This is a genomic window from Actinomyces sp. HMSC075C01 (genome assembly GCF_001812965.1).
In the GTDB taxonomy this organism is placed as follows: domain Bacteria; phylum Actinomycetota; class Actinomycetes; order Actinomycetales; family Actinomycetaceae; genus Actinomyces; species Actinomyces acetigenes.
Map to the genome: position 1 here is coordinate 24,000 of NZ_KV811010.1, position 298 is coordinate 24,297.

The following is a 298-nucleotide window of genomic DNA, read 5'->3' on the forward strand; positions in this document are numbered from 1 at the left end:
CCTCGTGGAGTAGGCCGACTCGGGCCGACTCGGGCCGACTCGGGGCGGAGCCGGCGTCGAACCATGACCTCCGGACCCCGCGCAGGCAGCGGGCAGGGGGCGGACCTGTGACGGAGGCGCCGGGCTGTGCCACCAAGAACCCCGCGGACTCACTCCTGCGCGGCCCGGTGTCCACAGCGCTGACATGAACCAGTCTGCCGCCAATGTTCCCAGCGGGGATCGTTGAAATCCTGCGGCTGATCTTCGGTGTGCAGCGCCGGTGCGGGGTTGATGTCAGCGCTGTGGACACCAGCGACCT